This window comes from Streptomyces sp. NPDC037203 (assembly GCF_055605065.1).
In genome coordinates, this window is record NZ_JBVJUC010000009.1 from 120062 (window position 1) to 142362 (window position 22301).

A 22301-nucleotide genomic window follows, 5' to 3' on the forward strand; every position below is an offset into this window, starting at 1 on the left:
ATCCGAAACCAACCCCCCCGTTCCTGTCGCACGTGAACACCGCGTGGGGGGGGCGGCCCGGCGCGGACCGCGCCGGGCCGCCCCGCCCGCCCTCACCCGCTGCGGGTCCGAATCGGTTCAGGTTCGACGGGTGTGGTCTCGGGGGCACCCCGGACGCGGTCACCCGGACCGTTTGGCCGCCTTCAGAGCTCGACGGGGTCCGGCACGTCCAGCGCGAGCACGGCGAAGGTGGCCAGCCAGTGATCGGTGGTGAAGTCGCCGCGTTCCACGGCGGGCAGGCCGACGGCGAGGTGTGCGTCGGCCGCCTCGGCCAGGCGGCTGCGGACCGGACCGGCCGGCAGCGCCCCGGCGATCGACCGCAGCGCGGCGGCCCTGCTCAGGGCGAGGCCCAGCAGGTGACCGATCTGCGGATCGGCGTGGTCGGAGACGACGGGCACGTCCAGGAGCGGGCAGGGCGCGCCGGACCGCAGCGCGGGCAGGAAACGGTCGAGCCACTGCGCGAACCGCTCCCCGCCGAGCACCCGGCGCATCGCGTCGGCCTCGCTCAGCGCGGGCGACAGGAAGTCCTGGCCCGAGGGCTCCCAGTGCGCGGGAGCGTCGTGGTCCTCGGCGAACCAGGCCAGCAGGCGTGCCCGTACGGCCTCGGTCGTCGTGGCGGACAGTTCCCCGGCGTCCAGGAGAAGACCGAGCGCGAAGGCGCTGTTGGGGTGGTTGCCATGGCGCACCGGGTAGGTGGCCTTCGGCAGCCAGCCGGCCAGCAGCCGGTCGACGGCGGCGACGGCGGGTGCCAGCGCCTCGCTCCAGCGTGCGCCGGCGGCGCCCCCGTACGCCCGGCATTCGGCGGCGAGTGCGACCAGCCACGCCCAGCCGTACGGCCGCTCGAAGGAGGGCCGCTCCAGGAGGTAGGCGGCTTCGACGGCGAGGGCGTCCGGGGCGAGGTGCCGGTCGAGCACCTCGGTGAACGCCGCCGTCCGGGCGAGCGCGGGCGTCGCGCCGTGGCGGCGCAGCACGCGTACGAGCAGCCAGTGCATGTGGACCGACGAGTGCCAGTCGTAGGCACCGTAGAAGGCGGGGTGCAGGGTGCTCGGCCGCACGTCCTCGTCGGCCGAGGTGACCAGGTGGGCGGGGGAGTTGGGGTACTCGCGGGTGATGTTGGCGAGGGCGAGCCGGGCGAAGGGTGCCGCGTAGGAGGCGAGCGGCATCAGTGGGTGGCCCCCTCGCTGGTCTTCAGGTCCTGGTCCGCCGGGGTGGTGGCGGCGGCGACCAGCAGGGCGCGCAGGCCGCGGGCGACGGTGGCGGGCTCCAGGGCCGGTGCGGTGCCGTCGGTGACCTGCTCGGGTGCCCAGGGCACGTGCACGAAACCGCCGCGGACGTGCGGGAACTCGGTGGCGATCAGGTGGCCGAGGCCGTAGGCGACGTGGTTGCAGACGAAGGTTCCGGCGGTGTGGGACACGGCGGCCGGGACCCCGGCCGCGCGCACGGCGGCGACGCAGGCCTTGACGGGCAGCGAGGAGAAGTAGGCGGCGGGGCCGCCGGGCACGACCGGTTCGTCCACCGGCCGCGCGCCGTCGTTGTCGGGGATGCGGGCGTCGTCGAGGTTGATGCCGACGCGTTCGACGGTGACGGCCGGCCGGCCGCCCGCCTGGCCCAGGCAGAGGACCAGGTCGGGGGCGCTGGCGCGGACGGCGTCCCGCAGCGCGCCGAGGGAGGTGGCGAAGGCGCAGGGGAGTTCGGCGGCGGTGACCGTGAGCCCGGCGGGCGGCTCGGCGGCCAGCAGGGAGGCCGCCTGCCAGGAGGGGTTCACTGTCTCGCCGCCGAAGGGGGCGAAGCCGGTGACGAGCACACGGGTCATGGGACTTCCTTCACGGGGGGGCGACGGTGGGACGGGCCGGGCGCGAGCATGCCGGGGGCGGTGCCGGCCGGGCGGCTCAGAAGGCGAAGACCGCCATGATCACGGTGCAGCAGACCAGGAGCGGCAGTGCCGTGGGGATCTGCGCCTTGATCGGCCCGTACTGGTCCTTCAGTTCGAGCAGGGTGGCCGGGACGATGTTGAAGTTGGCGGCCATCGGCGTGCACAGCGTGCCGGCGAAACCGGCCAGCATGCCGATGGCGAGGACGGCGGCCTCGTTTCCGTGCATCTGCTCGATCAGGACGGGCCAGCCGATCGCCGCGGTCATCACGGGGAAGGCGGCGAACGCGTTGCCCATGATCACCGTGAACAGGAACATGCCGACGCAGTACGCGACGACCGCGACGTACTTCGAGTCGTCCGGCAGCACGTCGTGGACGATCTTGCCGACCTGGGTGCCGACACCGGCCAGCGCGAAGATCGACCCGAGGACGGCGAGGAGTTGGGGCAGCAGCAGCGCGGAGCCCATCGCCTCCAGCATCGAGCGGCCGGCGTGCAGCGGCACGGAGAGCTTCTTCTCACCCGTGACGAGCATGGCGACGACGAGGGCGACGACGCATCCGACGCCGAGACCGATCAGCGTGGCCTTGCCCGTCTCGAACAGCCCGGAGTCGTCGAGCACGGAGGCGCACACGATCGCGACCAGCGGGATCGTCAGGGCCGGGATGAAGATCCGGCTGCCCAGCCGGGCCGCGGAGGCCTCGCGCTGCTCGGCGGTGGTGGTCACCGGGACGCCCTTGCCGAGGAAGTTGAACCCGGCGAGCACGATCAGCACCAGGACCGCCACGCCGAGCGGTTCGGCGGGCAGGGTCCAGCCGCCGTTGTGCGCCTCACCGTTGGCGACGCCGGTGCCGTAGGGGAAGGTGAGGCCGAGCAGCCCCCAGAACGCCGCGGACGTCCACCGCTTCGGATTGCTGCGGTCGGCCGCCATCTGCACGGCCATGACGACGAAGACGAGGCCCACCAGCCAGTAGAGCCATTCGACCTTGATCACTTGGTGGTTCCCTTCGGCAGCGGCAGGTCGTGCTCCGCGGCGGCGAGCGCCATCTCGCGCTCCAGTCGCCGGTCCAGGAGCAGCAGACGGGCGCCGTGGATGAGGAAGGCGCAGACGGCGAGCGGAATCGCCCACAGCGCCAGCTGGGTCGGTTCGAGTTCTTGGTGGTACGTCGAGTTGACGAAGCCGGTGATCAGGAGGATCGAGCCGATCGCGATGAAGCAGTCCTCGCCGAAGAAGACACCGACGGTGTCCGCCGAGGCCGCGTAGGAGCGCACCTTCTCGCGCAGCCGCTCGGGCAGCGCCGCGCCCGTGGTCCGTTCGGCCGCCGCCTCGGCCATGGGCGCCACGAGCGGCCGCACGGTCTGCGCGGGACCGCCGATGCTGTTGAGGCCGAAGGCCGCCGTGACCTGCCGGACCAGCAGATAGACGGTGAGGAAGCGGCCGGCGCTGAGACCGCCGAGACGGCCTATCAGGTTGCGGGCCTGCTCGCGGAGGCCGTAGCGCTCCAGGAGGCCGATCACGGGGAGTACGACGGCGAAGACGGTGACCGAGCGGCTGTCGGCGAAGGACCGGCCGAAGGCCGCGAGGACCTCCAGCGGGCTCATCCTGCCGAGCAGCCCGGTGACGATACCGGCGACGCCCACCACCAGGACGGGATTGCGGCGTGTGACGAATCCGAGGATCACCACGACCACACCGAGGAGAACGATCATGCGCGGCCTTCTTCAGGCGTTGGGGACAGGGTGCCCCGCAGGGGCGGAGCCGGGTTTCCGGTTCCGGGGGGATGCACGGACCCTAGGTGATCGTTGAACGATCGAACAAGGGGTGAACTCACGTCGCCGCGTTCGAATGGCCGCGGAACCCCTTGTCGGATCGTTCAACAATCGTCTACGTTCAATGCGTGATCGATCTCAACGCGGACCTCGGTGAAGGCTTCGGACGCTGGGCCCTCACCGACGACGACGCCCTCCTGTCGGTCGTCACCAGCGCCAACGTCGCCTGCGGATTCCATGCCGGCGACCCCTCGGTGATGCGCCGCGTCTGCGACCTCGCCGCCGAGCGCGGAGTGCGGATCGGGGCCCAGGTCTCCTACCGGGACCTCGCCGGCTTCGGACGGCGCGCCATGGACGTGCCCGGCGACGAACTGGCGGCGGAGACGGCGTACCAGATCGGTGCCCTGCGCGTCTTCGCCCAGGCGGCAGGCACCGACGTCGCCTACGTCAAACCGCACGGCGCCCTCTACAACCGCACCGTCCACGACGCCGAGCAAGCCGGCGCCGTCGTCGCCGGGGTGGTCCTCGCGGGAGGCGGCCTGCCCGTGGTCGGCCTGCCCGGCTCGCGCCTGCTCGCCGCCGTGGAAGAGGCGGGTCTCACCGCCGTGTCCGAGGCGTTCGCCGACCGTGCCTACACGCCGGAGGGCACCCTCGTGCCGCGCCGCCGGGAGAACGCCGTCATCACCGACGAGGACGCCGTGGTGCGCCGTGCGGTCGCCTTCGCGGTCGACGGCGTCGTCGAGGCCGTGGACGGCACGAGTGTCACGGTCACCGCACGCTCCCTGTGCGTGCACGGCGACACTCCGGGCGCCGCCCTCATCGCGGCCCGTGTCCGCGCCGCGCTGGAGAGCGCGGGCGTCGAGGTCGGAGCCTTCGCATGACCGGCGAGCAGCCCCTGACCGTGCGCACCGCCGGTCGGCACGCCCTGCTCGTCGACCTGCCCGACGCCGAGCGCACCGCCGCCTTCCACGCCGAACTCCTGCGCCGTCGCGCGGCCGGAACCCTGCCGCCGGTCGAGGAGATCGTGCCCGGCGCGCGGACCGTTCTCCTCGACGGCGTATCCGACCCCGCGGCGCTGGCCCGCCGCCTCGCCCACTGGGACGTCCCCGCGCGGGCCGCCGACACCGGGGGAGTGGCCGAGATACCCGTCCGCTACGACGGGCCCGACCTGGCCGAGGTGGCCGCCCTGTGGGGGATCGGCGTCCAGGAGGTCGCAGCCCGGCACCGCGCGTACACCTACCGCGTCGGCTTCTGCGGATTCGCCCCCGGATTCGGCTACCTCACCGGCCTGCCCGAGACCCTGCACGTGCCGCGCCGCAGCACCCCCCGCACTCGGGTACCGGCCGGTGCGGTCGGCCTCGCGGGCCCCTACACCGCCGTGTACCCGCGCGCCACCCCCGGCGGCTGGCAGCTGATCGGCACGATGCCCGACCCCGGCCGCCTGTGGGACCTCACACGGGACGAACCGGCGCTGCTCACTCCCGGCACCCGCGTGCGGTTCGTCGCCGAGGACGGGACGGCATGAGCCCCGACCTCACCGTCGTACGCCCCGGCGCCCTCACCACGGTCCAGGACGCGGGCCGGCCCGGCCACGCCCACCTGGGCGTCCCCCGCTCCGGAGCGCTGGACGCGCCCGCCCTGCGCCTCGCCAACCGCCTGCTGGGCAACGCCCCCGACGCCGCCGCCCTGGAGACCACGGTGACCGGCTGCGCCCTGCGTCCCGGCCGGGCCGTCACCGTCGTGGTCGGTGGCGCGCCCTGCCCTGTGACGGTCGACGGCCGCCCCGCCGCCTGGGGCACGCCGGTGCACGTCCCCGCGGGCGCGGTCCTCGACGCCGGAACCGCGACGGCGGGAGTGCGCTCGTACGTGGCCGTCGCCGGCGGTGTCGCCGTCGCACCGGTCCTCGGCAGCCGCTCGACCGACCTGCTCTCCGGGCTCGGCCCGCAGCCGCTGCGCGCCGGCGACGTCCTCCCCCTGGGCGCCCCCACCGGGCGGACGGCGCTGCCCGGCGCGGCACCCTGGCCGGCCCCGCCCGCCGAACTCGTCCTGCCCCTGTGCCCCGGACCCCGCGCCGACTGGTTCACCGCGGCCGCGCTGCGCACCCTCTTCTCGGCGACGTACCGCGTCTCCCCGCACAGCAACCGCGTCGGCCTGCGCACCGAGGGGCCCCCGCTGGAGCGGGCGAGGCCCGGTGAACTGCCCAGCGAGGGCATGGTGCTCGGGTCGGTGCAGGTCCCCCCGGACGGACGCCCGGTCGTCTTCCTGAACGACCATCCGACGACCGGCGGGTATCCGGTGGTCGGGGTCGTCACGGAACCCGGCCTGGCATCCGCCGCCCAGGCCCCGGCCGGGACACCGGTGCGGTTCACTCCCGGCTGACGGACCACGCCCCGGCCGGCCTGGACACCCGGCGCGGGCACGTCGGCCTGCGTGACGGAACGCCGTACCCCTCCCGCCTCACCGCGCGGCGGCCCCGGAGCGTGGCCGCGCGTCGACCGCGGACAGGAACTGCGGCTTCCGCCGTGCCATGGACGCCTGACTCAGCCGAACACCCGGCGGCCGCCCACGAAGGTCTGCTCCACCCGCGTCGCACCGATCTCCTCGGGCGGCCCGGCGAACGGATCGCGGTCGAGCACCACCAGATCCGCCAGGTACCCCTCGGCGACCGTGCCCGTCTCGTGGTCGAGGTGGTTCACGTAGGCGCTGCCGGCCGTGTACGCGGTCAGAGCGTCGTGCAGTCCGATGCGCTCACCGGGCAGGAAGACCGGCGTCCCCGCGGGCGCCTCCGGTGCCACCCGATTCACCGCCACGTGCATGCCCTGGAGCGGATCCGGGCTGCTCACCGGCCAGTCGCTGCCCGCCGCGAGCGTCGCCCCCGACCGCATAAGCGCCCCGAACGGGTACTGCCACGACGCCCGCTCAGCGCCCAGGAACGGGATGGTCAGCTCGTCCATCTGCGGCTCGTGCGCCGCCCACAGCGGCTGGAGGTTGGCCGTCGCGCCCAGCTCACGGAACCGGCCGATGTCGTCCGGGTGCACCACTTGGAGATGGGCCAGGTGCGGCCGGGTGTCCGTACGGCCGTTGGCCCGCCGGGCCGCCTCCACCGCGTCCAGCGCCTCCCGCACCGCGCGGTCGCCCAGCGCGTGGAAGTGCACCTGGAAACCGTGGGCGTCCAGCTCGGTCACGTACGTCTTCAGGTCCTCGGGCGGCACGAAGCTGATCCCGCTGTTGTCGGACACGCACCCGCAGCCGTCCAGGTACGGACCGAGCAGCGCCGCCGTGCCGTTCTCGGCGACCCCGTCCTGCATGATCTTCACCGTCGTCGAGCGGAATCGGCCGCGGGTGCCCGCCGCGCGCCGCGCCAGCAGCTCCTCGATCTGCTCGGTGCCCCGCGCGCGGTCCCACCACAGCGCGCCGACGACCCGCGCGGTGAGGGATCCGTCCTCGGCGCAGGCCAGGTACGCGTCGGTGGGGTCGGTGAGGTTGGCGTGCTCGCCGAGGAGGGCGTCCTGCCAGGCGGTGATGCCGAGCGAGTGCAGCAGCTGCTGGGCGCGCAGCAGCCCTGCCACCCGTTCCTCGCGGGTGACCCGCGGGACCAGACGGCCCACCAGGTTGGCGGCTCCCTCCTGGAGCATGCCCGTCGGGGTGCCGTCCGGGTGCCGCTCGATCCGCCCGTCGGACGGGTCGGGGGTACGGGCGTCGAGTCCCGCCCGCTCCAGGGCGCGGGAGTTGACCCAGGCGCCGTGATGGTCGCGGTTGACCAGGTAGACCGGCCGGTCGGACACGAGGTCGTCCAGTTCGGCCGCCGTCGGCAGGCCGCCGGGGAACGCCTCCATCGCCCAGCCGCCGCCGGTGATCCACTCGGCGGCGGCGTGCGTCCGGGCGTACGCGGCGATCCGCTCCCGGTACTCGGCTCGGGTCGCCGCCCCGCTCAGGTCGCACTGGCCCATCTCCAGGCCGCCGCCGACGGGGTGCGCGTGCGCGTCCTGGAAGCCCGGCACCAGCAGCCGGCCGGCCAGGTCCACGACCTCGGTGCGCGGCCCGATCAGCTCGCGTACGTCGTCGTGCCCGACGGCGACGATCCGCTCGCCGCGCACGGCCACGGTGGTCGCACGGGACCGGGCCGGCGAACCGGTGTGGACCGGACCACCGGTGAAGACCAGATCGGCGGCAGTGGTGTCGGACATGAGGACAACTCCTGGCTTAAGTATGGCTGTTACGGATGCTGCCGGTGTGCCGGCTGCTACGAATTCCACGGGCTCCACGGGCGTCATGAAGGTTCGGTCGCGACCAGCGGGACGGCGTCGGTGCCGGCATCGGTGCCGTGTCCGGCGACGAAGTACGGCGAGCGGCGGCGGTATTTGGCGACGGCCGCCATGACGAGCCCCGACAGCACGATCGCGGCGGGCACCGCCAGCATGAACCAGCCGTTGTCCGGGCTGAGTTCGAAGTGGTCGCTCATCGTCGCGTAGTCCCGGCCGAGGTAGCAGCCGATGCCCAGCAGCGCGAGCCCGCTCACGCCGGGCGCGACGACCGCGCGCAGCGCCTCGCGGGGCGCGGTGCGCAGCATGCCCCGGAAGCGCACCGCGCAGGCGAGCGCGGTCAGGCCGTAGTACAGGGCGACCACGAGACCGATCGAGTTGACGGCCGCGAGGATCATCTCGTTCAGCCTGGGGATGGCGAGCGCCAGCAGCGCCACGGCCGCAGAGATCGACGTGACGAGGACGGTGCCGGCCGCCGGGGAGCCGTAGCGCGGGCTGACCCGCGTCCACACCTGGCCCATCGTGCGGTCCCGGCCCATCGCCAGCAGCCCGCGCGCCGTCGGGATCACGCTGGACTGCAGCGACGCCACCGCCGAGAACAGCAGCGCCAGCAGCGGCAGGCTCGCCCACGGCTCGTCCGCGAGCTTCGCGCCGAGGTAGGTGAGCGCCTGCGGTCCCTGCTCCAGGAGCTCGGGCAGCGACATCTCGCGCTGGAAGGCCACGGACCCGTACAGGAACAGTGCCAGCATGGTGAACAGCGCGATGAATCCGCCGCGGCCCGCGTCCCGTACGTCGTGGGTCTCCTCGGTGACGCTGAACGCCGCGTCCCAGCCCCAGAAGAAGAACACCGCGAGGACCAGCCCACGGGCGAAGCCGGTGCCGTCGTGCACGGCGAACGGGTTCAGCCACGACCAGGAGAAACCGTGCGCGCCGGTGGCCAGCGCCCAGCCGCAGAAGCCGAGCAGCACCGCGTACTCGAAGCCCAGCAGCCACGCCTGGAGCCGGGTCGCCTTGCGCACCCCGGTGACGGCGGTGACCGTGACGGCCGCCAGCACCACCAGGCCGGCCACGGTGGACAGCGCCGTCGAGTTCGGGTCGAGGCGCAGCCCGCCGACCGAGTGCAGGTGGGCCTTGTTCGCGAACTGGAGGAACACCGAGCCGGTCACCGCGCTCGTGTACGCCATGAAGATCAGGGTGCCGACCAGCGTGACCCAGCCGGTGAGGAAGCCGAGCCAGGGACCGAGCGAGCGACCGACCCAGACGTAGCCGCTGCCCATGTTCCGCTCCTGCCGGTTGAGCCGGGCGTACGCCGTCGCGATGCCGAGGATCGGGACGAACGCCACCAGCAGGATCGCCGGCGCCTGAAGGCCCACGGTCGCGGCGAGCGAGCCCATGCCGATGCCGATACTCGTGGTGGCGGCCGTGCTGGAGGCCGCGATGGCGATGCCGTCGAGGACACCCAGGGAACGCCGCAGGCCGGGAGGTTCACTTCTCATGGACAGACTCCTGGAACCGGGGGACGGGAGGTGCGGGAGGAGGCTGCGATCAAACCGGCCTTGTCAACGTTGCGTCAATGGTGTTGACATAAGGCGTTCACGGCACGGTTCAGAGGCGGGGAAGGGGCGCGTACGGTGACGGATGGGCGGATTCCGGCGGAGCGGCGACGGCGCAGACCGACCAGGTCGGGGGTGCTGCTGTCCGAGGACGTGATCGTCGACTGCGCGCTGCGGCTCGTCGGGCAGCACGGCCCGGACGCGCTGAGCGTGCGGCGGCTGGGCGCCGCGCTCGGCTGCGATCCGAGCGCGCTGTACCGGTACTTCCACGACACCGACGATCTGCTGCTGGCCGTCGCCGACCGGATCATCGGCGACGCGATGGCCGGGTTCGAGCCCGACCGCATGCCATGGCGGGACGCGCTGCGCGAGATGGCGCTGCGGATCCACCGCGGCTACCGGGAGCAGCCGCGGGTGGCCGCCCTCGCCGCGTACCGGGTGACGCGGCGGCCCCACGAGATCAGGGCCGTGGACGCGGGGATCGGGCTGCTGCGCCGGGCCGGGTTCGGCGACGCCGACGCCGTGCGCCACTACTCGGCGTTCGTGGACACCGTGTTGGGCCACGCGGCCCTCGACGCCGCCCACCTGGCGCTCCCGCCGGAGCGCCGCGAGGCCGACGACCGTGCCTGGACCGGCGCCTACGCCGAACTGCCCGACACCGACCACCCGCACCTGGCCGCGGCACGCGCGGAGTTGCCCCTGATGGCGGGCAGCTCGTTCGAGACGGCACTGGAACTGCTCCTGAGCGCACTGGGAGCGGCGGCGCCGGGGGACACGCCCTGAAGCGGAGTGCCGAGACCACCGGCGAATGGGTCGGCGGCCACGAGACTCGTCCGGGTATCACCGGCCCGCGTCGCCGAGCGGTTGTCCGGCAGAGGGGCCCACGAGGTCGGTCCGTCGAGCCCGCCACCACGGCACAAGCTGGACGACGCCGAAGGCCGCCTCGGCGGCGAAGAACAGCCACAGCCAGCGCGGGGCACCGTGTGCCAGCGCATACGCCTGCCACGCGGCGAAAAGCGTGCGCGCGATGCCGTCGAGCAGTCCGTGCACCGGCAGCGGGCCGATGATCCGGAGCAGCGCCCAGACGACCACCACCGAGCCCATCAGATTCGCGTAGAGGATCTCGATCGGGTCGAGGGCGGGCAGCGTGCCCAGCCCGAGCGCGTCACCGGTCTTCGACAGCGCGTCGTGCACCAGGACGTAGGAGAGCCGTGCGCATCGGGGAGCTGGCCGCGCAAGCGGGACTGACCAGGGACACCATCCGCTTCTACGAGAAGATCGGTCTCGTCACGGGGCGGCGTCTGGCCAACGGCTATCGCGATTTCCCGCCGGAGGCGGTGCCCTGGCTGCAGTACGTCCGCACCGCACAGGCGCTCGGCTTCTCCCTGGCCGAGATCGCGCGGACCGGCGAGGAACTGCGGAACGCGCCCGACACCGCTGGGGCGTTGTCCGCGCTGTTCAAGGAGAAGATCAAGGTCATCGACGCGCGTATGGCGCAGCTTGCCGCCCTGCGGGCCGAGCTCGCCGAACGAGTCGGCACCGGATGCCCGCTGCGGGCGGCCGGCTGAGCGCAGACGGTCCCCTCGAACCGGTGTGCGTCAGGGCTGGATGTTCTCCAGGTCCTCGAGGAGGCCGGGATGGGTCGGCTGCCACCCGAGGGCATCGCGGGTGTGGGCGCTGGACGCCGGCTGGTCCATGGCGAAAATCGGGCCGAACGGGCCGAAGTCGTCCTGCGGGACCTCCTCGACCGGAAGGCCCAGTCGCCGACCGATGACGGTCGCGATGTCCCGCACCGCGTCGCCCTCGTCGTCGACGGCGTGCCAGGCCGTCCCGGCCGGCGCGGACTCAAGGGCCAGGCGGAACAGGACCGCTGCGTCGAGCGCGTGCACGGCCGGCCAGCGCTGGGTGCCGTCGCCCGGATAGCCGACCACCCCGGTGCGGTGCGCCCGATCGGCCAACAGGCCGGCGAATCCCCCCTTGCCCTCGTTGTGGACCGTGCGCGGCATACGGACGGCCGTGCTGCGCACACCGCGCGGGGCGAGGTCCAGCAGCGCGTTGACCGAACGGCCCCGACCGCCCACCGGTCCGTCGGTCGGCAGCGGATCGGCCTCGACAGAGGCGCGTCCCGGCACCCAGGGTGTGCCCGAGACCGCGACGATCGGGCGGTCGCTGCCGACGAGTTCCTGCCCCAGCGCGGTGAGAGCGGCGCTCTCCTCGGCGATGGCCCGCGCGAGCGCGTCCGGACTGCCGTAGTCGCGTCCGAACGCCAGACTGATCACACCGTCGCACTGCGCCGCGCCCGACCGCAGGACGTCGAGGTCCGCCAGTTCTCCGCGCAGCACCTTGGCGCCGGCGCTCTCAAGGGTGTGTGCGGAGCCGTCCGAACGAGCCAGTGCGAGAACGGTGTGGCCGTTGCCGAGCAGTTCGGCGACGACGGCGGAGCCGATGGTGCCGGTACCGCCGGTGACGAAGACATGCATGAGCTCTCCCTGAAAGTGATGGGACTCTTGTCCCATCACTGACTCTACATGGTGATGGGACAGGTGTCCCATCACCTATCCTGGTCTCATGGCTAGATGGCAACCAGGGGCGCCCGAGCGACTCGTCGCTGCGGCCGTCGACCTGTTCACGGAGCAGGGCTACGACGCCACCACGGTGACGCAGATCGCCGAGCGCGCGGGCGTCACCAAGAGCACCTTCTTCCGGCACTTCTCCGACAAGCGCGAGCTGTTGGTCGCCGGCCAGGAGACGCTGAGCAGGCTGCTCGCCGACGGCATCGCCGAGGCCCCCGCGAGCGCCAGCCCGCTCCAGGCGGTGGCAGCCGGTCTCGAGCGCGCGTCGAGCGCCATGGGACCGGCGAACCGCGAACTCGGCCCCCGCCTCAGGGCAGCCGTGGCAGCCAGCACCGAACTGCAAGAGCGCGACGCCCTCAAGAGCGTCGGCCTCGCGGCCGCCATGACCGCCGCGCTCGTCGCCCGCGGCGTCCCCGACCCGACCGCGCACCTCGCGGCCGAGCTGGGAGTCCTCGCGTTCAAACGGGGATACGCCCAGTGGTCCGAAGGCGATCGTGATGACACCGAAGGGCTCGCGCCACACGCACTGGCGGCCTTGGAAGACCTGCGTGCGGCGACTGCGTCGCTGGGCTGATCGACGCCACTCGGCTGTCGCCCGCCGTGCCCTGCCGGCGCCACGGGCATTCCGCCCGTCGACCGCCTCCGGGACGCCGTGCTCGTCCTGACAAACCGCGGAGCCGATCGCTGTGGGCTCATCGGAGTGACTGTCACGAGCCGGTGATCGCCGGGGCGGGTATGAAGGACATGACGACTACCGATGCGCGGCTGCGGCTGCACCATCCGAGGCTGCGCCTCCTGCCGTCAGGAGACGAGTGCTGCCCAGGTGTGGGGGCCGACGATGCCGTCGCCGGTGAGGCTCCTGCTGGTCTGGAAGGCGATGACCGCACTTCGCGTCGCCGGGCCGAAGTCGCCGTCCACGTCGACGGGGTGGCCATGTGCGGTCAGTTCGTCCTGCACGGCCTTCACGGCCGGCCCGCTGTCGCCCTCCCGCACTGTGACGACGAGTGCCGCCCAGGTGTCGGGGCCGACGATGCCGTCGGCAGTGAGGCCCTTGCCGGTCTGGAAGGCGATGACCGCACTTCGCGTCGCCGGACCGAAGTCGCCGTCGACGGTGAGGGTGTAGCCGTGGGCGTCGAGCAGGTACTGGATGGTTGTCGTGCTGTGGCCGGTGGCGCCCTGGGAGACGATGGGCCAGCCGCTGCCAGGGGGTGGCGGGGGCGGAGTGTAGGGGCCGTGGGCGAAGGTTTCGAGGTCCGTGGTGGTGCCGTTGAAGACGTCCTGGTCGCCGGGGAAGGTGCCGCTGGCGGCGTTCTGCCAGATGGTGTAGGTGCTCCAGCCGCCGGGGAGCGGGGTGGGCGATCCGCTGTAGTCGGCGATCCACAGGGGGTCGTGCTGGCCGGGCGTGGCGGAGTCGCCGGTGCAGGTCGACCACCAGTCCCGCGTGGAGTAGACGATCGGGTAGCGGCCGGTCCTGGTGTGGTACTCGTTGCTGAAGGCGGTGATCCAGGAGACCATCGCGCTTGGGCTGAGACCGTAGCAGGTGGCTCCGTAGGGGTTGTACTCGATGTCGAGCGCGCCGGGGAGGGTCTTGCCGTCGTCGGACCAGCCTCCGCCGTGGGCGATGAAGTAGTCGGCTTGGGCGCTGCCGCCGGAGGTGTTGGGCAGGGCGAAGTGGTAGGCGCCGCGGATCAGGCCCGCCGCCGCGGATCCGTTGTACTGCTGGGAGAACTGGCCGCTGGTGTAGTCGGTGCCCTCGGTCGCCTTGACGTAGGCGAAGGACGCGCCTTTCGATGCCGCCGACGCCCAGTCGATGTTCTCCTGGAACGCGCTGACGTCCAGGCCCTTCAGCGTTCCTGCGGCGTCGGGGATCGCGGGTGCGGTGACCGACTCGTGAACGGTCCTGGCCGGCATGCGGGCGATGAGTCCGGAGCCCATGTGGTCGGCGTCCTCGTGCCAGGGACGGGCCGGTGCCGGGATCGCTGCGGCACGGGCTACGTCGTGCGGCAGACCGGCCGATGCGACCAGCACGGTGAGGCCGAGTGTGACGGCGGCGGCCAGGGTTCTGTTCATCAGTGGTTCTCCGTTTCGGAGGTCGGCGCAGGGTCGACCGGCACCGCGGAGGCACGTCGTGTGCCTCTGCGGCGCCGGCGGCAGGCGAGTGGAGACGTCGGTGAGGCCGGTGATGCCGGCGACGCTGGTCGTACTAGGCCCGGACCAGCCCGTAGAAGACGGAGCTGGACAGCGGGTAGCTCTTGTCGTAGACGCCGATCTGGCTGGAGTCGCTCGGGTTGGAGGTGTTGCCCGAGATCACGTAGACGGTCGATCCGCTGACGTGGTCGACGATCCCGATGTGGTAGCGGTTGGTGGCGGTACCGAAAATGATCATGTCGCCCGGAAGCGCGTCGTGCAGCAGGCTGGTGCCGTACCAGCGGTTGTGGCTGACCGCCCAGTCGTACACGTTCGGCACGTAGGTCATGAACGGGATGTTCTCTCCGGCGTCCCGCCAGACCCAGGTGGCGAAGGCCGCGCACCAGTCCGCGCAGATGCTGTACGGCTTGCCGGGAACGCAGTTGCCGGAGTCGGCGCGGACGCCGAGCTGGCTCTTGGCCACGCTGACGATCTTGTCGCGCTGGGCGCTGCCGGTGTGGCAGCTCGCGACGAGCCGCGTGATGCCCATCGACTTCATGGTGTCCGGGCCGGCGATGCCGTCGGCGGTGAGCTGGTGCGCGCTCTGGTAGTTCTTGACCGCGGCGGCGGTGCCGCTGCCGTAGTCGCCGTCCTGGCTGACCCCGGCCTTGCCCTGGACCTCCTTGACGACGGTCTCCAGTTCGCCGAGCGTCTGGCTGCCGATGATCCCGTCGACGCTCAGGCACCGGTCGGACTGGAAGGACTCGGCCGCTGCCTCGGTCTGCGGTCCGCTGACTCCGTCGACGGTGCCGGCGTTGTACGCCAGCCCGTTCAGGTCGGACTGCCCCAGCCTGATATCGGCCGAATCCGCCGACGCCGCAGTGGGGCCCGCCAGCACCGCGCCGGAGACGAGTACCGCCGCGAGGGCTCCGAGTACGGCCCTTCTCGTCCGCAGTCGTGCGGAATGCTTCATGTCGTTGCTCATAGTCGCGCGTCCCTTTTCCCCGTGTGACCTTCGCCGCCGCGTCTGCGGTGGTGGCTCGTTTGTAAGGGACGAGACGTTGTCCGCTGTCGGCCGCTGGACGCCGGACAACACGCTCCGCACAATGAGCACTCCGCGAGGACAGGCAGGAGGCGACCGTGCCCCGCAGCGAGCGGCCGTTGGACGACGAGGACACCCATCTGGTCAGGTTCGCCGCGGACTTGAGGAAACTGAGGGACAAGGCAGGCGCCCCGCCGTACCGCAAGCTCGCCCGCGCCGCGCACTACTCCTCGACCACCCTCGCCGACGCCGCCTCCGGCCGTAAGCTGCCGAGCCTGCCGGTCACCCTCGCCTACGTCCGCGCGTGCGGCGGCGACACGGCGGAATGGGAGCAGCGCTGGCACCGCCTGTCGGCCGATCTGGCCCGCGCCGATGAACTCCCGGACGCGGCTGACGGGAACGACGACTGCCCCTACGCGGGACTCAGCCCCTTCGAAGCCGCAGACGCCGACCGGTTCTTCGGACGCGAACGGCTCACCGACGACCTGGAAGGCCGCGTCCGCGGCCACAGGTTCGTCGCGGTGTTCGGCGCCTCGGGCTCCGGGAAGTCCTCGCTCCTGCGGGCCGGCCTGATCCCGAGAGTGTCCGCCGGCGAGACACCGTGGACCGCACTGGTTCTCACCCCTGGCCCGCACCCCTTCGAGGAATGCGCGGCACGGCTCGCCACGCTCTCCGGCTCCTCCGCCGTCGCCCTCCACGACGATCTGCGGACCAACCCCCGCGCGCTGCATCTGACCGTGCTCCAGCTTCTTGCACAGCAGCCGCCGAAGACCGAATTCCTCCTTGTGGTCGACCAGTTCGAGGAGATCTTCACCCTCTGCGCGGACGCGGACGAACGGAACGCCTTCATCGCCTCGCTGCTCACGGCTGCCGGTGCGGCCAACAGCCGGACGCGCGTCGTCCTCGGCGTGCGGGCGGATTTCTACGCCGCTTGCTCACAGCACGCCGATCTCGTGGATGCGCTCCAGGACTCGCACCTGCTTGTCGGCCCGATGACCACGGATGAGCTGCGCCGGGCCATCACCCAGCCCGCAGTCCAGGCCGAGTCCACGGTGGAAGGACCCTTGCTCGCCCGCGTGGTGGCCGAGGCAACGGGGCAGGCCGGCGTCCTGCCCCTGGTCTCCCACGCGATGCGTGAGACCTGGCGGCGAAGACGCGGCAATACCCTGACCCTGAGCGGTTACGAGTCGGCCGGCGGCATCACCCACGCCCTGGCCAACACCGCCGAGACCGTCTACAACGGCTTCACCGGGCCGGAGCAACGCCTCGTGCAAGGCATTTTCCTGCGCCTGGTGTCCCTCAACGACGGCACCGAGGATTCCAAGCGCCGCCTGCCCAGGGATGAAATCGATCCCGGTGCGGAAGCCGTCGTCGACGCACTGGCCCGCGCCAGACTCGTCACCCTCGACACGGACAGCGTCGAAATCACCCACGAGGCACTGCTCCAGGCATGGCCGAGACTGAGCGGATGGATCAGCGAAGACCGGGCCGGCTTGCTCATCCAGCAACAGCTCACCGACGCCGCCACGGCCTGGGAGCGCGAAAACCGCGACACGAGCGCGCTTTACCGCGGCTCCCGGCTCTCCGTCGCTCAGGAGTGGGCCCAAGCGCACGCGCACGGCGGGCGGTTGAGCCGGCGAGCGACGGAATTCCTGGCCGCCTCCGCCCGGCACCAAGGCCGGGGGATTCGACGCCGCCGCGCGGCAGTGGCCGCGCTCTCCCTACTGACCGTGCTCGCCGTCGTCGCGGCCGGAATCGCCTTCCAGCAGCGATCGACCGCCCGGACGGAACGCGACATCGCCGTCTCGGGCGAAGTGCAGGCCGAGGCCGAGCAGTTACACGGCACCGATCAGTCGCTCGCCGCCCGCCTCGACGCAGCCGGATACCGCGTCCACCCCACCAGCCGCCTGTCGACCGACCTGCTGGGCACCCAGAGCGCACCGCTGTCGACCCCGCTGACCGGGCACACCGCCACGATCTACGCCGTCGCCTTCAGCCCGCTGGGCCATGTGATGGCCACCGCGGGCAAAGACGACACCGTCAGGCTGTGGAACGTCACCGACCGCGCTCACCCCGCGTCGCTCGGCGACCCGATCCACGCGCGCGCCGGCGGCATCATGTGGCTGTCCTTCAGCCCCGACGGCCACACCCTCGCCGGAGCGGGCCGTGACCACACCGTACGCCTGTGGAACCTCACCGACCCGGACCACCCGACGGCGTTGCCCGCATTGCGCGGACACGCGGGCATCGTCTTCTCGGTCTCCTACGCCCCGGACGGCCGCACCCTGGCCAGCGCGGGCGACGACGGCACCGTGCGACTGTGGAACATCACCGACCCCGCCCACGCGAGCGAACTCGGCAAGCCCCTCCGCGCCCAGAAGGGACCCATCGCCTCAGCCACCTTCAGCCCCGACGGCCGCACCCTGGCCAGTGCCGGCCACGACCACACCATCCAGCTGTGGAACGTCACCGACCCCGCGGACCCGAAACCCTGGGGTTCGCCGCTGCACGGCCATACGGACACCGTGTACGCGGTCGCCTTCAGCAAGGACGGCCATGTCATGGCGAGCGCCGGGAACGACTTCAGCCTGCGGCTCTGGAACGTCTCCGACCCGGCAGAGCCAGTCGCCCTGGGCAAGGTCCCCGGCGCGGCGACGAACACGATCTACGCGGTGGCCTTCAGCCCTGACGGGAGGGTGGTGGCCACCGCGGGCGCCGACCAGACGGTCCGCCTCTGGAACGTGACCGACCCCTCGGCCCCGATCGCGCTGTGCCCGCCGCTGACCGGCCACACCGGATACGTGTGGTGGCTCGCCTTCAGCCCCGACGGCCACTCTCTGGCCAGCGCCGGCGCCGACAGCACGGTCCGGCTGTGGGACCTGCCCCGGACCGTACTGCCCACCCCCAGCTACGAGAACACCGTCGCCTTCAGCCCCGACGGCCGCGTCCTGGCGGCAGGCGCCACCGACGGCGCGATCCGGCTGTGGAACACCGCCGCACCCGGCCGGCCAACCTCCATCGGCACCCCGCTGCTCGGCAACGCCAACGCCGTGAACCAGCTCGCCTTCCAACGCGACGGCCGCCTCTTGGCCAGCGCCGGCCGCGATGGCACGCTGCGACTGTGGGACGTCACCGACCCGGCCCGCGCGCACGAGCTGAGCGAGCGGACCACCGATCCGGGCCACGCCGCCGTCACCACGGTCGCCTTCAGCCCCGACGGCCGTATCCTGGCCAGCGCCGGCTACGACCACGAGGTGCGGCTGTGGGACGTCACCGACCCCACCCGCCCCCGTCGGCTCGGCGTCCCGATCACCGCGCACGGCAACACCGTACGAGCGCTGGCCTTCAGCCCCGACGGCCACACCCTCGCAAGCGCCGGCGCCGACGACACCACCCGCCTGTGGAACGTGACCGACCCCACCCACCCCCGTTCGTGGTGCCCGCCGCTGTCCGCGCACACCGGAGGCGTCGGATCAGTGGCCTTCAGCCCCGACGGCCGCACCGTCGCCACCGCCAACGACGACCACACCGTACGCCTGTGGGACGTCAGCGACCGCCGCCACCCCGCGGCCCTGTCCGCACCGCTGGCCGGGCACACCAGCTTCGTGCTGTCCGTGGCGTTCAGCCCCGACGGGCGAACCGTCGTCAGCAGCGGGGACGACGGCACCATCCGGCTGTGGGACGTCGCCGACCCGACCGCGCCCACCGCTTCGGGCGGCCCTGTCGGCGGCCACACCGGACCGGTCGACCAGGCGGTGCTGAGCCCCGACGGCCGCACCATCGCGAGCGCGGGCGACGACCACACCGTTCAGCTGACGTCCCTGAACCCGGACGCCGCCGTCCACCGGGTCTGCGCCGCCACGACCGGTGTCCTGACCGCACGGGTATGGCACCGCTTCGTGCCCTCGTCCCCCTTGCCGAAGGTGTGCCGCTGACGCGGACGCCCGTCCGCGAGATTCCGGGCCGCCACCGGTCCCGCCCGCACCCCCTGCGGCCGTTGTCAGGCGGTTGTTGTCCTGCGCCTCGGGTCCGACACAGGACAACGACGTCGCCGGTAGACCCGTGGTCGTGGGGTGCGAGCTCACCGGCGGTGCGAGTCGCGCCAGGCGGGCCGGCCCCATCGTCCTCACAGCCGACGACAGGATGGGATCCCTGATGCGAACGAAGATCACGACGTTACTGGCCACGGGCCTGCTGCTGATGCTCTCGGCCCTCTTGGCGGGGAGCCCGGCCTCCGCGGCTCCCCACTCGGCCGCCGGTTTCACGGCGCAGGCGCGGGCCGCGGGGCTGACCGCGGCCCAGGCCGGCGCGCTCCAGGACGAGGTGAACCGCGACCTGGCCTCCCTGGGCGGGAAGCAGGTGGCGCCCAACCGGATCCAGCTGGACGGCGCGACGCTCTACCTCGCGGTGCCGGGCGAGGCGCACCCGCGCGACCTGACGGCCGGGACCGGGGCGGCCCCGTTCTCCGACCCCTGCGCCGGCGGTGGGGCCGACCACCTGCACATGTGCGCGTACAGCAAGACGTACTACACCGGCTCCGAACTCGACATGTACAGCTGCAAGCGCTACTACGTCAGCACCTGGTCCGGGCCGGGGTCGTGGGACAACGAGCAGAGTGACGGCACCGTGGCCTACATGTACGGGCCCACCGGGGCCTTCGTGTACAAGACGCCCCCGGCGCCGAGCTGGGACGCCACCGGGAACTGGTCCTCGGTCCACAGCATCGTCAACTGCTGACCGGAGCGGTGCCCGCCTGAGCGAGCGTCTCCCACCGGGGCACCGCGGGGCGCTCGGCCGGATTCCTCCGGCCGAGCGTTCCGCGTCCTGCTCGCCGAACGACCCTGGCAGCGGGCCTGATCCGACTGCCTGCGATCGTCGTCGATCCCGCGGGGCAGCGCTCCGAGGCTCGGATTTTCCTCGATACCGGGAAAGAACCGGCCTGCCTCCAGGACGTGTCAGGTGGTCGAGGCAACTGCTCGGGTGACGGCCGCGATCGCTGGGGTGGGGCGGCCGGGGAGGCGCGCCACGAGAACCCTGCGGATCTCGGGAGGCGCGCCTTCGACGTGCAGCAGGCTCACTCCGGGCGGCAGTACGGGCGAGAGCCGCAAGGGCACCGTTGTCACCCCGAAGCCGCCGGCGACCAGCTGAAGCTTCGTCAGCCAGTCGCGCGCGCAGTGGACGATGTCCGCCCGTCCGGGCAGGCCGGGCCAGACGCCGAGCAGTGGCTCGGCGCTCGACGCCGGGGCGGCGATCCACGGGGCGTCGACCAGTTCGTCGACGTGGACCGCGGTGCGGCCGGCGAACTTTCCGGTCGAGGGCACCGCCACGACCAGTTCGGTGTCGGCAATGGTCTCGACGTGCAGGCGCGGGGACTCGCCGTCCAGGGGTCGGTGGGGCGGGCGGGACGTCAGCACGGCGAGGTCGATCGAGCCCGCGCGCAGCGCCCGGATCAGGGAGGGCGTGGTGCCCTCGGTGGTCGTGACCGTGATCTGCGGGTCGGTCGCCGCGAGGCGGGTGAGTGAGAGAGGCAGGATGGCCGTGCCCGCGCTCGGGAACAGTCCGAGCCGCACCGGTTCGGTCTGCGGGACGGTGCCGGTGAGGTCGCGCTCGGCCGCCGTCAGGCAGTCCAGGATCGTGCGAGCGTGGCGCAGCAGAGCCAGACCCGCGGGGGTGAGCCGCACTCCGTCGGGGCGGCGTTCGAACAGGGCGGTGCCGGCGCTTCGTTCGAGGGAGGCGGCCTGGCGTGAGACCGCCGACTGGGTGTAGCCGAGCCGGGTGGCCGCCGCGGTGAAGCTGCCGGACTCGGCGATCTGCCGCAGGACCCGTAGTCCTGTGCTGGAGATGTCCATGCGGAATGTGCATACCACAGATGCCTGATCGTCGCTTCCCGCATGCCCGCCGGGTTCCTAGTCTCGGGTGCGGTGAACACGGACGAACACGGAGGTCATCACGTGCGAGCAGCAGTTCTGACGCAGTTCGGTGCCCCGCTCACGGTGCGGGAGGTTCCCGATCCCGAGGCCGGGGGCGGCGAGGTGGTGGTCGAGGTCCTCGCCGCCGGCGTGGCCCCGTACGCAGCCGAGGTCTTCAGCGGCGAGCGGAACTACCCCCTGGTCCCTCCCGTCGTGCCCGGCATCGGCGGCGTGGGACGGATCGTCCACGTGGGCCCGGACGCCACCCGGCTGCGCCCCGGTGATCTGGTGTGGTGCGACTCGACGGTGCGCTCGCGGGACGACGCGCTGACGCCCGACATCACGCTCCAGGGCTGGAGCTCCCGCGGGGAGGGCGGCGCGCGCCTCGCCGAGTACCTGCACGACGGTTCGTTCGCCGAGCTCATGCGGGTCCCGACGGAGAACGTCTTTCCGCTGCCCGCGGCGGCGGGGGACGACCCGGCCCGCTGGGCCGCGCTCGGCGTGCACGTCATCCCCTACGGCGGGCTGCTGGCCGGCGGGCTCGCGGCCGGTGAGACGCTGCTCGTCAGCGGGGCCACCGGCAACCTCGGCAGCAGCGCGGTCGCGGTCGCACTCGCCATGGGGGCGGGCCGCGTGGTCGCTCCGGGCCGCAACCGGACCGCGCTCGACCTCCTCGCCGACCGGTTCGGTCCGCTCGTGCGCCCGGTCCCGCTCACCGGGGACGAGGCCGGCGACCGCGCGGCGATGTCCGCGGCAGCCGACGGCCCGATCGACATGGTGATCGACCTGCTGCCACCGAGCGCACCCGGCTCGGCAGCGCGCACGGCAGCCATGACCGTGCGCGAATACGGCCGCGTCGTCCTCATGGGCGGCGTCGGCATGCTCGGCGGCGACGACCTCGCACTCCCGTACCGATGGATGATGCGCAACTCGATCACCGTGCGCGGCCAGTGGATGTACCCGCGCACGGCGAACGTCGGCATCATCCGGCTCCTCGCCTCGAGCGCCCTGGACCTCGCCCCCGAACGGGTCCGGTCGTTCGGCCTCGACGCCGTCAACGACGCGGTCACGTACGCCGCCTCACATGGCGGCCCGTTCGACCGCACCGCCCTCACCCCACCGGCTCGCTGACAAGACCGGCTGATCCAAGCGGCGG

Annotated in this window: 20 protein-coding genes; 9 read left to right on the forward strand and 11 right to left on the reverse strand. The window is 72.5% G+C overall.

The features are described 5' to 3' along the window. Positions 1 to 182: 182 nt before the first annotated feature. The 4 genes from ACZ7EC_RS23855 to ACZ7EC_RS23870 form a co-directional block, all read right to left on the reverse strand. Positions 183 to 1202: a DUF2891 domain-containing protein gene (locus ACZ7EC_RS23855; protein ID WP_471065482.1), complete on the reverse strand. Its 1020-nt coding sequence runs from the start codon at positions 1200 to 1202 to the stop codon at positions 183 to 185. Next, positions 1202 to 1852 carry a pyroglutamyl-peptidase I gene (pcp, locus tag ACZ7EC_RS23860; RefSeq protein WP_471065484.1) on the reverse strand — a complete coding sequence of 217 codons (651 nt, stop codon included), beginning with the start codon at positions 1850 to 1852 and terminating at the stop codon, positions 1202 to 1204. The genes ACZ7EC_RS23855 and pcp overlap by 1 nt, the downstream gene beginning before the upstream one ends. 76 nt (positions 1853 to 1928) lie before the next feature. Then, a complete protein-coding gene (locus ACZ7EC_RS23865) occupies positions 1929 to 2903 on the reverse strand; it encodes a DUF979 domain-containing protein (RefSeq protein ID WP_471065486.1) in 975 nt (324 codons plus the stop codon). Next, entirely contained in the window at positions 2900 to 3619 is a 720-nt protein-coding gene (locus ACZ7EC_RS23870) for a DUF969 domain-containing protein (RefSeq protein ID WP_471065488.1), read from the reverse strand. The genes ACZ7EC_RS23865 and ACZ7EC_RS23870 overlap by 4 nt, the downstream gene beginning before the upstream one ends. Positions 3620 to 3807: 188 nt before the next feature. Between ACZ7EC_RS23870 and ACZ7EC_RS23875 the strand changes: the two genes are divergently transcribed. From ACZ7EC_RS23875 to ACZ7EC_RS23885, 3 genes are read left to right on the forward strand one after another with little or no spacing between them, the layout of a single operon-like run. Then, positions 3808 to 4560 (forward strand): LamB/YcsF family protein, encoded by a 753-nt coding sequence (locus ACZ7EC_RS23875; protein ID WP_471065490.1) that lies wholly within the window; start codon positions 3808 to 3810, stop codon positions 4558 to 4560. Then, the gene (locus ACZ7EC_RS23880) at positions 4557 to 5204 is read left to right on the forward strand and encodes a 5-oxoprolinase subunit B family protein (protein WP_471065492.1); all 648 of its coding nucleotides are present in this window, start codon (positions 4557 to 4559) and stop codon (positions 5202 to 5204) included. Before ACZ7EC_RS23875 ends, ACZ7EC_RS23880 begins: the two co-directional genes overlap by 4 nt. Further along, a complete protein-coding gene (locus ACZ7EC_RS23885) occupies positions 5201 to 6058 on the forward strand; it encodes a 5-oxoprolinase subunit C family protein (RefSeq protein ID WP_471065494.1) in 858 nt (285 codons plus the stop codon). The genes ACZ7EC_RS23880 and ACZ7EC_RS23885 overlap by 4 nt, the downstream gene beginning before the upstream one ends. A gap of 161 nt (positions 6059 to 6219) precedes the next feature. Here ACZ7EC_RS23885 and ACZ7EC_RS23890 read toward each other — a convergent pair whose 3' ends face one another. Then, positions 6220 to 7866, reverse strand: a complete 1647-nt coding sequence (locus ACZ7EC_RS23890; protein WP_471065496.1) for an amidohydrolase — start codon at positions 7864 to 7866, stop codon at positions 6220 to 6222. Between the two features lie 83 nt (positions 7867 to 7949). After that, entirely contained in the window at positions 7950 to 9437 is a 1488-nt protein-coding gene (locus ACZ7EC_RS23895) for an APC family permease (RefSeq protein WP_471065498.1), read from the reverse strand. A 135-nt stretch (positions 9438 to 9572) separates the two neighbouring features. On the opposite strand from ACZ7EC_RS23895, the gene ACZ7EC_RS23900 reads away from it, so the two are divergent. Then, positions 9573 to 10277 carry a TetR/AcrR family transcriptional regulator gene (locus ACZ7EC_RS23900; RefSeq protein WP_471065500.1) on the forward strand — a complete coding sequence of 235 codons (705 nt, stop codon included), beginning with the start codon at positions 9573 to 9575 and terminating at the stop codon, positions 10275 to 10277. Positions 10278 to 10334: 57 nt separating this feature from the next. Here the strand turns inward: ACZ7EC_RS23900 and ACZ7EC_RS23905 are convergent, their stop codons facing one another. Then, on the reverse strand, positions 10335 to 10691 hold the full coding sequence (locus ACZ7EC_RS23905; RefSeq protein ID WP_471065768.1) for a hypothetical protein: 357 nt from the start codon (positions 10689 to 10691) through the stop codon (positions 10335 to 10337). Between the two features lie 14 nt (positions 10692 to 10705). On the opposite strand from ACZ7EC_RS23905, the gene ACZ7EC_RS23910 reads away from it, so the two are divergent. Continuing rightward, on the forward strand, positions 10706 to 11062 hold the full coding sequence (locus ACZ7EC_RS23910; RefSeq protein WP_471065502.1) for a MerR family transcriptional regulator: 357 nt from the start codon (positions 10706 to 10708) through the stop codon (positions 11060 to 11062). A 30-nt stretch (positions 11063 to 11092) separates the two neighbouring features. On the opposite strand, the gene ACZ7EC_RS23915 is transcribed toward ACZ7EC_RS23910, so the two are convergent. Next, positions 11093 to 11974 (reverse strand): SDR family oxidoreductase, encoded by an 882-nt coding sequence (locus ACZ7EC_RS23915; RefSeq protein WP_471065504.1) that lies wholly within the window; start codon positions 11972 to 11974, stop codon positions 11093 to 11095. A gap of 88 nt (positions 11975 to 12062) precedes the next feature. On the opposite strand from ACZ7EC_RS23915, the gene ACZ7EC_RS23920 reads away from it, so the two are divergent. Beyond that, positions 12063 to 12641, forward strand: a complete 579-nt coding sequence (locus tag ACZ7EC_RS23920; RefSeq protein ID WP_471065506.1) for a TetR/AcrR family transcriptional regulator — start codon at positions 12063 to 12065, stop codon at positions 12639 to 12641. Between the two features lie 227 nt (positions 12642 to 12868). Here ACZ7EC_RS23920 and ACZ7EC_RS23925 read toward each other — a convergent pair whose 3' ends face one another. Then, positions 12869 to 14137, reverse strand: coding sequence for a GH25 family lysozyme (locus tag ACZ7EC_RS23925; RefSeq protein ID WP_471065508.1), 1269 nt, complete (start codon positions 14135 to 14137; stop codon positions 12869 to 12871). A 133-nt stretch (positions 14138 to 14270) separates the two neighbouring features. After that, positions 14271 to 15167, reverse strand: a complete 897-nt coding sequence (locus ACZ7EC_RS23930; RefSeq protein WP_471065510.1) for a peptidoglycan-binding protein — start codon at positions 15165 to 15167, stop codon at positions 14271 to 14273. Between the two features lie 167 nt (positions 15168 to 15334). Between ACZ7EC_RS23930 and ACZ7EC_RS23935 the strand changes: the two genes are divergently transcribed. Together ACZ7EC_RS23935 and ACZ7EC_RS23940 are read left to right on the forward strand one after the other, a co-directional pair. Then, positions 15335 to 19171, forward strand: coding sequence for an nSTAND1 domain-containing NTPase (locus tag ACZ7EC_RS23935; protein ID WP_471065512.1), 3837 nt, complete (start codon positions 15335 to 15337; stop codon positions 19169 to 19171). A gap of 220 nt (positions 19172 to 19391) precedes the next feature. After that, positions 19392 to 19973, forward strand: a complete 582-nt coding sequence (locus ACZ7EC_RS23940; protein ID WP_471065514.1) for a peptidase inhibitor family I36 protein — start codon at positions 19392 to 19394, stop codon at positions 19971 to 19973. 218 nt (positions 19974 to 20191) lie between these two features. Here ACZ7EC_RS23940 and ACZ7EC_RS23945 read toward each other — a convergent pair whose 3' ends face one another. Beyond that, positions 20192 to 21085: a LysR family transcriptional regulator gene (locus tag ACZ7EC_RS23945; RefSeq protein ID WP_471065516.1), complete on the reverse strand. Its 894-nt coding sequence runs from the start codon at positions 21083 to 21085 to the stop codon at positions 20192 to 20194. A 102-nt stretch (positions 21086 to 21187) separates the two neighbouring features. Between ACZ7EC_RS23945 and ACZ7EC_RS23950 the strand changes: the two genes are divergently transcribed. Then, positions 21188 to 22276, forward strand: a complete 1089-nt coding sequence (locus ACZ7EC_RS23950) for an alcohol dehydrogenase catalytic domain-containing protein (RefSeq protein ID WP_471065517.1) — start codon at positions 21188 to 21190, stop codon at positions 22274 to 22276. The last annotated feature ends 25 nt before the right edge of the window (positions 22277 to 22301 follow it).

Excerpts from the sequence above, each read along its gene's own strand:
- ACZ7EC_RS23885 (WP_471065494.1), top strand. The coding sequence starts at position 5,201 with ATGAGCCCCGACCTCACCGTCGTACGCCCCGGCGCCCTCACCACGGTC.
- ACZ7EC_RS23945 (WP_471065516.1), bottom strand. The coding sequence starts at position 21,085 with ATGGACATCTCCAGCACAGGACTACGGGTCCTGCGGCAGATCGCCGAG.
- ACZ7EC_RS23920 (WP_471065506.1), top strand. The coding sequence starts at position 12,063 with ATGGCTAGATGGCAACCAGGGGCGCCCGAGCGACTCGTCGCTGCGGCC.
- ACZ7EC_RS23855 (WP_471065482.1), bottom strand. The coding sequence starts at position 1,202 with ATGCCGCTCGCCTCCTACGCGGCACCCTTCGCCCGGCTCGCCCTCGCC.
- ACZ7EC_RS23930 (WP_471065510.1), bottom strand. The coding sequence starts at position 15,167 with ATGAAGCATTCCGCACGACTGCGGACGAGAAGGGCCGTACTCGGAGCC.
- ACZ7EC_RS23925 (WP_471065508.1), bottom strand. The coding sequence starts at position 14,137 with ATGAACAGAACCCTGGCCGCCGCCGTCACACTCGGCCTCACCGTGCTG.
- ACZ7EC_RS23870 (WP_471065488.1), bottom strand. The coding sequence starts at position 3,619 with ATGATCGTTCTCCTCGGTGTGGTCGTGGTGATCCTCGGATTCGTCACA.
- ACZ7EC_RS23940 (WP_471065514.1), top strand. The coding sequence starts at position 19,392 with ATGCGAACGAAGATCACGACGTTACTGGCCACGGGCCTGCTGCTGATG.
- ACZ7EC_RS23880 (WP_471065492.1), top strand. The coding sequence starts at position 4,557 with ATGACCGGCGAGCAGCCCCTGACCGTGCGCACCGCCGGTCGGCACGCC.
- ACZ7EC_RS23890 (WP_471065496.1), bottom strand. The coding sequence starts at position 7,866 with ATGTCCGACACCACTGCCGCCGATCTGGTCTTCACCGGTGGTCCGGTC.
- pcp (WP_471065484.1), bottom strand. The coding sequence starts at position 1,852 with ATGACCCGTGTGCTCGTCACCGGCTTCGCCCCCTTCGGCGGCGAGACA.
- ACZ7EC_RS23895 (WP_471065498.1), bottom strand. The coding sequence starts at position 9,437 with ATGAGAAGTGAACCTCCCGGCCTGCGGCGTTCCCTGGGTGTCCTCGAC.
- ACZ7EC_RS23915 (WP_471065504.1), bottom strand. The coding sequence starts at position 11,974 with ATGCATGTCTTCGTCACCGGCGGTACCGGCACCATCGGCTCCGCCGTC.